Source organism: Inquilinus sp. OTU3971, from assembly GCF_038440215.1.
Genome location: NZ_JASATH010000088.1, coordinates 23461 through 31637 on the forward strand (window position 1 = coordinate 23461; position 8177 = coordinate 31637).

7 protein-coding genes are annotated in these 8177 nt (G+C 67.3%); 1 reads left to right on the plus strand and 6 read right to left on the minus strand.

All coding sequences use genetic code 11. The annotated features are described in order from the left end of the window. Position 1: 1 nt before the first annotated feature. The 4 genes from AAHM41_RS21555 to AAHM41_RS21570 all read right to left on the minus strand — a co-directional run bounded on the left by AAHM41_RS21555 (position 2) and on the right by AAHM41_RS21570 (position 4500). On the minus strand, positions 2 to 1042 hold the full coding sequence (locus AAHM41_RS21555) for an NADH:ubiquinone reductase (Na(+)-transporting) subunit F (protein ID WP_342238637.1): 1041 nt from the start codon (positions 1040 to 1042) through the stop codon (positions 2 to 4). A gap of 95 nt (positions 1043 to 1137) precedes the next feature. Then, positions 1138 to 2808 (minus strand): aromatic/alkene/methane monooxygenase hydroxylase/oxygenase subunit alpha, encoded by a 1671-nt coding sequence (locus AAHM41_RS21560; RefSeq protein ID WP_342238638.1) that lies wholly within the window; start codon positions 2806 to 2808, stop codon positions 1138 to 1140. 414 nt (positions 2809 to 3222) lie between these two features. After that, entirely contained in the window at positions 3223 to 3420 is a 198-nt protein-coding gene (locus AAHM41_RS21565; protein WP_342238639.1) for a hypothetical protein, read from the minus strand. 36 nt (positions 3421 to 3456) lie between these two features. Then, the gene (locus AAHM41_RS21570; protein ID WP_342238640.1) at positions 3457 to 4500 is read right to left on the minus strand and encodes an NAD(P)-dependent alcohol dehydrogenase; all 1044 of its coding nucleotides are present in this window, start codon (positions 4498 to 4500) and stop codon (positions 3457 to 3459) included. A 297-nt stretch (positions 4501 to 4797) separates the two neighbouring features. Here AAHM41_RS21570 and AAHM41_RS21575 point away from each other — a divergent pair, with 297 nt between their 5' ends. Then, complete coding sequence (locus tag AAHM41_RS21575) at positions 4798 to 6657, plus strand: sigma-54-dependent Fis family transcriptional regulator (protein ID WP_342238641.1); 1860 nt, start codon at positions 4798 to 4800, stop codon at positions 6655 to 6657. Between the two features lie 480 nt (positions 6658 to 7137). Here the strand turns inward: AAHM41_RS21575 and AAHM41_RS21580 are convergent, their stop codons facing one another. Further along, complete coding sequence (locus tag AAHM41_RS21580) at positions 7138 to 7260, minus strand: hypothetical protein (RefSeq protein ID WP_342238642.1); 123 nt, start codon at positions 7258 to 7260, stop codon at positions 7138 to 7140. 82 nt (positions 7261 to 7342) lie between these two features. Continuing rightward, entirely contained in the window at positions 7343 to 8044 is a 702-nt protein-coding gene (locus AAHM41_RS21585) for an IS6 family transposase (RefSeq protein ID WP_342238643.1), read from the minus strand. Positions 8045 to 8177 lie beyond the last annotated feature (133 nt).

Here is an 8177-nt window from a genome sequence, read left to right on the forward strand (position 1 = left end):
GTCAGCGGACGGCTGGAGTGAACTTGTCGAAGTAGATCCGCTCGGGCTCGACGCCTGCCATCTGCAGCACCGGCAGCACGGCATCGATCATCGGCGGCGGGCCGCAGGTGTAGGCGTCGATCTCGCCAGGTAGCGCCTCGGCCCGCAGCGTCCGGGCCACGACCTCGTGGACGAAGCCGGTCTCGCCCGGCCACTCGTCCCCGGGCTCGGCATGCGACAGCGCCGGGATGAAGCGGAAATCCGGGATCCGGCGCTCGAACTCGGCGAATTCGGCTAGGTGGAACAGGTCGCGCCGGGTCCGGGCCCCGTAGAAGAAGCGGACCGGCCGCTCCTCCCCGCTTTCGGCATGGTCGTTGAGGATCGACCACAGCGGCGACATGCCGGAGCCGCCGCCGATCAGAACCATCGGGCCCGGCCGCTCCTCCCGCCGGAAGCAGGTGCCGTAGGGGCCCTTGGCGACCAGCCGGTCGCCGGGCCTGAGCCCGTCGTCCAGCAGCGACGAGAACGCCCCGGACGGGTACTTCTTGATGATGAAGCCCAGCCGGTCCTGGCGGCTCGGAGGGTTGGCCATCGAGAAGGACCGGGTGATGCCCCGGTCCGGCACGGTCAGGTCGACGAACTGTCCCGCCCAGAAGCGCAGCGGCTTGTCGAGCTCGACCTCCAGCAGCCGGATGTCGTGGGTCAGCGGCGTGATCCCGGTCACCACCGCCTCGTAGTCCTTGACCGCGATCGAGCGGCTGAGCAGGTCCTCGTCATAGTTCAGCAGCTCGACCGTTAGGTCGCTGTAGGCCACCGTCCGGCACAAAAGGATGTGATCGGTGTCGCGTTCATAGTCCGGCAGCGCGAAGGTCGAGTATTTCAGCAGCTCGGCATCGCCCTCGATCAGCCGCGATTTGCAGCTGCTGCACTGGCCTTCCTTGCAGCCATGCATCACCGCGATGCCCTGGCGGAACGCCGCCTCTAGCACCGTCTCGCCCTCGGCGACGTCCATCTCGATGCCGACCGGCTCGAACCGGACGGTGTGCACTCTTGTCTCCGCCATCGAAGCCGTCCTCTGTCGTCGGGCTGGCCGCCGGTCGATGCCCGGCGGATGGGACGTGAGGCGGAGGCCGGTGCCGGCCCCCGCCCCCATGCCGGTCAGTGCAGGGGATTGATCTTGAAGCCCGCCCGGTAGTCGGCGATGTGCTTCTCGCGCTGTTCCGGCGTCATGCCGCGCAACAGCACCAGAGGGCTCTGGATCGTGTGGCCACGGACATGGTCCAGCGTCCACATATCCTTGTCGTCGAAGCGGAGATGCGGCTGCTGGATCAGGGTCTTGCCGCCGGGACGAAGGAAGCCGAGATCCTTGATGGCGTCAGCCAGGTCCCAGCCGTGATAGCACTCCTCCCATTCGCGGCGGCCGCTGAACCGGCCCATGGCGGGAGTCGGACGGCCCTCATATTCCGCGGCGAAGGCGACCTTGTGGGTCCAGCGGCACTGCTCGCAGCAATAGGTATAGAGCTTGCCGTCGACCTCATCGACCACGAAGTCCTCGCGGATCAGGCACGGCACCATGCAGCTCCAGCAGCGATGCGGGTAGACGTAGCCGTTCTCCTGGTCGAACAGCATGTTGGTCTCGCCCGGCCGGCTCTTGCGCTCATACCATTTCCAGTAGTCGCCGAACTCGGCATACCAGCCCGGATACTTTTTCTCGAACCATTCGAAGTCGCGCTCGGTCTGCGCCTCGATCCGCCAGAAATTGACCGGCCAGCCAACCGAGAAGAACTGTGCCACCTTGTGCACGTAGTTCTTCTTGACGAGGCGGTCCCAGGCGGCGCCGACATCGTCGTGGTGGATCTTGATGCCGTACTTCTCCAGCGGCAGCATGTAGGTGCGGTAGTAGTCCTCGTAGATCCAGCGGTGCCAGAGCTCGGCGTAGGACTCCTTGTTCTTGTCGCGGTTGGTGGTGCCATATTCGATGAAGGTGCCGATCGCGGCGTCGACGATCGCGTGGTTCTGCCAGAAGGCGTATTTGATATCGCGCTCCAGCAGCTGGTGGTTGTCTGGGTCGTTGATCACCGACATCAGCAGCGAATGGCCGTTGCCGATGTGCCGGCTCTCATCCGACTGGACCGACAGGAAGACGGTGGGCAGCGCGTAGTCGCCGTTGCGCGCCGCCTCGGACGGCATGGCGACGAACAGCGTGTTGGTGAAGGCGGTCTCGGCCACGACCTGGAGATAGACATTCGCCGCCGTCACCGCGTCGCCGGTCAGGAAGCCCTCGGCGAATTGCCGGCCGATGGTGGTGGCGTAGCACTTGCCGAACGCGGCCTCGGTGATGTCGAACCCGGCCGGGTCGATGTAGTTCTCCATGTACCATTTCTTGAGGTTCATCTGGATGGTCGAGTGCCGGAACTCGTCCACCATCTGCATGGTGAAGCCGGTGCGCAGCTCCTCGCCCGGCGCCAGCCGGCCGAGCATCGCCATCGACCGCGCGGCCGAGATTTCCGGGAATGGGATGATGGCCAGGAACAGCTTCATCCACTCGACCCAGCGGGGCTCGACATTGCGGAACATGTCGCCGCGCAGCGCCGCGTCCAGCGCGCCGTAGACGCGGTTGTCCTTCTCCTCCTGCATCGGGAAGTAGGAGCGCAGCACCTGCTTCATCGGGTCCCGCGGCACCTTCGCGATCTTGTAGTCGGTCGGGAAGGTCATCGCCTCCTGGACGTAGCTCGGCGTCCAGCCGAGATCGGCGATGCGACGCGCCGCGTCCGCGACACCGATCCCGCGTTGCGCGGTGATCTTATTCAGCGTCAAACCGTCAGGCATGGAAGTCTCCTCTGGGATGGGTGGTTGAAGGTCTGCTCTGCGGTGCTGATGGGTCCCGGCGGTTCATGCGGGCCGTCGTCGCATGGGGGATGCGGTAGCCATGGCGCACGCGGCCGGGGATCTCCTGGACGCGGCGGGCGGGGCTCGCCTGCGGGGATGGCGTCATGGCTGCGTTCCTCCTGCCAATCTGTTCTTGCACGCGGGGTGCCCCGGAGCCGCGACTGGTCCTCTTCAAGACTTCGCAAGTTGCGTGCCAGATTTTCCGAGTTGAGGGATTCGGCCGTTTCTGCAGATTTGCCGTATGATTGATGGCCGAATGCTGCGCTGCGTCATGTTCTATTCTGGGACATTGGGAGCCGCCGGCTGTTCCACAACGATCCAGGACTTTGGATCGAGCCGGCGGACGCCCGGCGGTCACGCCTTTTCTCCGCCGGCATCAGGATCGGCGTCGGGCATCCGGCCGACCGGCTTGCCTTCGGCGATGAAGCGCGCGGTGATGATCAGCGCCCCCATCGCGAAATCCGGCCCATAGGCCGCGACCATGGCGTCGGCCAGGGCGCCGACACGCTCGAAGAACTCGCTCTTGGACGGGTGATCCCGGTCGACGGTCATCCTGGCCTCCCTGGCCTGGCGGTGGACGGGATGCCGCTACGGGATCAGGACGGCACGGCCCTTGACCTGGCCGTGATGCAGGTCCTTGAGCGCCTGGTTGGCCTCGCTCAGCCGGTACTCCCGAGTGGCGAGGTTGACGAGGCCGCGATCGGCCAACGCCATCAGCTCGACCAGCTCGGGATAGGTCCCGACCAGGTTGCCGACGATGCTCTTCTCGGTGGTGATCATGTCGATCGTCGGCAGGTCGATCTTCCCGCCATAGCCGACGATGTAGTAGGTGCCGGCGTTCCGGGTCATCGCCAAGCCCTTGGCCACGGCGTCGCCCTCGCCCACAAAGTCGATCACCGCCTCGGCGCCGTTACCGCCGGTCAGCGCCATCACGGCCTCGACCTCGTTGCCGTCGGCCTTGACCAGGTGATGCGCGCCGCATTCCTGGGCCAGCTTCAGCGCGGTGTCGGAGCGGTCGACGATGATGATCTCGGCTGCGCACAGCGCCCGCAGCACCTGGATGCCGATATGGCCCAGGCCGCCGGCGCCGATCACCACCGCGAACTCGCCCGGCAGCAGGTGGCGCGAGGCCTTCTTGGCGGCGCGATACGCGGTCAGCCCGGCATCGGTGTAGGGAGCCACGTCCTTGGGTGCCAGGGTCTTCGGCAGCTTGATCAGCGACCGCTCGCCGGTCAGCAGCAGCTCGGCGTAGCCGCCATCGCTGTTGATGCCGGGGAAGCGGCTGTCGGTGGCGTGCATGTCGTCGCCGCGCCGACAAGCCAGGCAGTGGCCGCTGGTCACCAGCGGGTGGCAGATCACCGGGTCGCCGACCTTGACGCTCTCGACGCCGCGGCCCACCGCGGCGACCCAGCCGGCATTCTCATGCCCCATGATGTAGGGCAGCCTGACGTCGACCTTGCTGCGCCAGATGCCTTCGACGACGTGCAGGTCGGTGCGGCAGACGCCGGCGCCGCCGATGCGCACGATGATGTCGGTCGGCCGTTCGATCCTCGGGTCGGCGACATCCTCGTAGCGCACGAATTCGTCTCGAGTCAGGGACTCGTCGTACTGATGCAGCACCGCGGCCTTCATCCGTCGCCTCCCATGGTCCGGCGTCCAAACTGGTTGCCGACCATGAGTGCAAACACCGTGCCAAGATCGCAAACCGGCGGAGTTCCTGGATTTCCTCAGACCAGGCAACGACAGGACTGTGGCGTTGTTTCACAATGGAACGGAACAGCAGTGTTCCATTTTGGAACACTTGGCGCGGCCGCGATTTCCGAGGTTGGAAACCGCCGGCGGTCGGCGTAAGCCTGATGACAATGGATGTCCGGCCCACCGGACAAAAGCCGAGGCTGCGCCCGCAACGGCCAGCCGGGAGGACCGCCCATGCTGCCGGCCACGGCCGATGAGCGTCTGAGCCAAGCCCGCATCATGCTCGAGCGCCGGGGCATCGCGGATGCCGACCTGCTGGCGCCGCCGATCCGCGACAGCTGGACCCGCTGCCTGGCCGCCGGGCTGGACCCCGAGCGCCCCCCGCCCCTGGCCATGGTCGACGACGCCACGCTGCGCGAGGCTCGCGACCGGTCCGACCTGGCGCTGCGCTTGGCGCGGACCGAGATGAAGAACCTGTATCACCAGGTCGCGGGCACGAATTTCATGATCGCGTTCGCCGCGCCGGACGCGCTGCTGCTCGACACGATCTCCGATTCCAGCTTCAGCGCCACCGCCCGCGCCACCGCCATCCGGCCCGGCTCGCTCTGGGCCGAGACCCGGTGCGGCACCAATGCGCTCGGCACCACGGCGCAGCAGGGCCAGCCGATCACCGTCCATGGCGGCGAACATTTCTTCAACCGGTACGGCACCCTGACTTGCACCGCCGTGCCGGTGTTCGGCCCCGATGCCAGCCTCGCCGGCGTCCTGGACGCGTCCTCCGACTGCCGCTCCCGCCAGCAGCACACGCGGGCCCTGGTCGCCATGGCGGCGACCCAGATCGAGAACGGGCTGTTCCGGGAATGCCATCACGCCAGCATGGTGATCGCCTTCCACAGCCGCGGCGAATATCTGCACACCCTGAATGCGGGCCTGCTGGCGCTCGACCCCGACGGCGCCGTTCTCGGCGCCAACCCCCAGGCGCGATTCCTGCTGCAAGGCCTGGCGGCCCTTCCCGGCAGCCACTTCGCAGACCTGTTCCACACCCGCCTCGGCAGCTTCCTGGACGGGGCCCGGACCCGTGAGCGCCAGCGCCTCGACGACCTCGTCGGCAGCGCCTTCGTCGCGACGATCGAGACGCTCCCCCAGCCCCGGAGGATGCCCTCACCGCCGAGGGCATCCCGGGTGCTGCCGACCGGCTTCATCGCCGACGACCGCCGGGTGGCGGAGGTGGTGCGCCGGGTCGAGGCTGCGGCCGCCCGCAAGCTGCCGATCCTGATCCGCGGCGAGACCGGCACGGGCAAGGAGCAGCTGGCCCGGCACGCGCATCTCGCCGGCAGGCGGACCGGCGAGTTCGTGCCGCTCAACTGCGCCGCCCTTCCCGACAGCCTCGCCGAGGCCGAGCTGTTCGGCCACACGGACGGGGCCTTCACCGGCGCGCGCCGCGGCGGCGCACCCGGCCTGGTCGTCGAGGCCGATGGCGGGACCCTGTTCCTCGACGAGATCGGCGACATGCCGTTGCCGCTGCAGGCGGTGCTGCTCCGGCTGCTGGACGACTGGACCGTGCGGCCGGTGGGCGGCGGCAAGCGCCGCACGGTCGACGTGCAGGTGGTTGCGGCGACGAATGCCGATCTGGAGCGCGCGGTGACGGCCGGAACCTTCCGGGCGGACCTCTTCTATCGCCTGAGCGCGGTCGAGGTGACCTTGCCGCCGCTCGCCGAACGGCGGGATTTTGGCGCCATCGTGCGTCACCTTCTGTCCGAGATCGCGCCGGACCGCTCGATCACACCGACCGCTCTGGACCGGCTCGCCGAACGCCCATGGCCGGGCAATGTGCGCGAGCTACGCAACGTTCTGAGCCGTCTTTCGCTCGACGAGGCCGACCGGCCGATTGATCTCGACGACGTCGACTCCCTTCCGGAGCCTCCCGCCGGATTGTCTCGACACCAGGCCCCCTCCTGTCTCCGCGAGACCGTGCAGCAGCGGATCCGCGCAGTCCATTCTGACCTCAGCGGAAACATCAGCGAGACGGCGCGGCGGCTCGGCGTGTCACGCAACACGATCTACCGGGCGCTTCGGGCCTCGATGCCGGATTGATCCCGGCGATATTTTGACTCCTGAGTGGCCGGCCTGCCATGGGACAACGCTGCCCGGCGGGATCGCACCATCTGCGGTCATGGCGCTTCTCATGCAGTGGACCTTGAGCGGCGAGCCGGGGCAGCGCTCACGGTCAAGGCGTCAGCCAACTGGCCCAACCCTACGACCGTGAAGGTGTGGGGGCGTGCGAGGTGCGCTACTCGCGTGCTGGCCTCAGCACGCGGAGCAGGCTTAGATTTCCCTCTAGCCGCTCCGCCGAACGCAGAAAACCCCGCCTTTTGGGGCGGGGCTTCGGATCAGATGTCGATGTGGATGGAGTTATAACAAAGTTGGTTGCGGGGACACGCAGCCCACCACGCGGAGAGCTTTCGTTCGGACGCAACATCATGCCCCTCGAGCCATGACGGTCACGCTCCGCCTTGCTGCCCATCTTCCTCTTCGACGGCCCAGCCTAGGGAGCCCAGACCGGCTCCGGATGGATCAGATGATCCCGCCGGCGATCGCAGGGGAATGGGCTAGGGCATGGGCCATGAAGGCCAGCGCGTGCTCCATCTCGGCGCGGTTGGCGGCACCGCCGAGGCAGACCCGCACGGCTTCCGGCACGCGCTCCGTCGCGGCGAAGGCATCGCTGACGGGCTTGTCACGTTGTCGAGCTTGGCCGCGACCAGATCGGCATCCGTCAGGCTCAGGCCGCCACGCCAGCCGCATCCCGCCATGCCGCAAACGCCTCGGCGCGAAAGCGGCGGTGCGTGCGGGCGGTGGTGAGGTGACGGCAGAGGTTGAAGGTGTTGTAGGTCGCGGCGTGCATCGACAGGAACCGCTGCGCCGAGGCGGCCGATTTGAACCGTTGCAGCTTGCGCTCGCGTCGGCGAACCGGGACATGCGAGCTCTCGGCCCGGTTGTTCAGCCGCTTGGCCCGTAGGTGGGGTATGCCGTCGAGCCGCAGATCACGAAGCGCCGCGCCGTAGGCCGGACACCTATCGGTGACCCACTGGTTCGGGGCGATGCCCTGCTTCTTGAGGAGCTTGCGCATCAGCCTGCGGGCGGCAGCCGTGTCCCGCCTGGCCTGAACCAACACCTCGAGCACCTCACCCTCGGCATCGACGGCGCGCCAGAGGTACATCTGCTTGCCACCGATCCGGACGAACATTTCGTCGAGATGCCATCGCCGATGTGGCGCTGGCCGTTGCGCACGGAGGCGCTGGGCGATCATCGGGCCGAACGCACTCACCCATCGGCGGATCGTCTCGTATGAGACCTCGATACCGCGCTCGGCGAGCAGGTCCTCGACGTCGCGGTAGCTCAGGGTGAAGCGGAGATACATCCAGACGGCACGCTGGATCACGTCGGATGGAAAGCGATAGCCGGAATAGCCAGGCGGGGTCATGACAACCGCTACGCTCCTCGCGAGCGTTCTGCAACGCCGCGAACGTGACAAGCCCTTCAGCGCCACCGGTCCTGCGAAGCCGGCCGCGGCCTCCGCGGCGGCGTCCGGATCCGCGGCAACGCTGCGGGTTCGC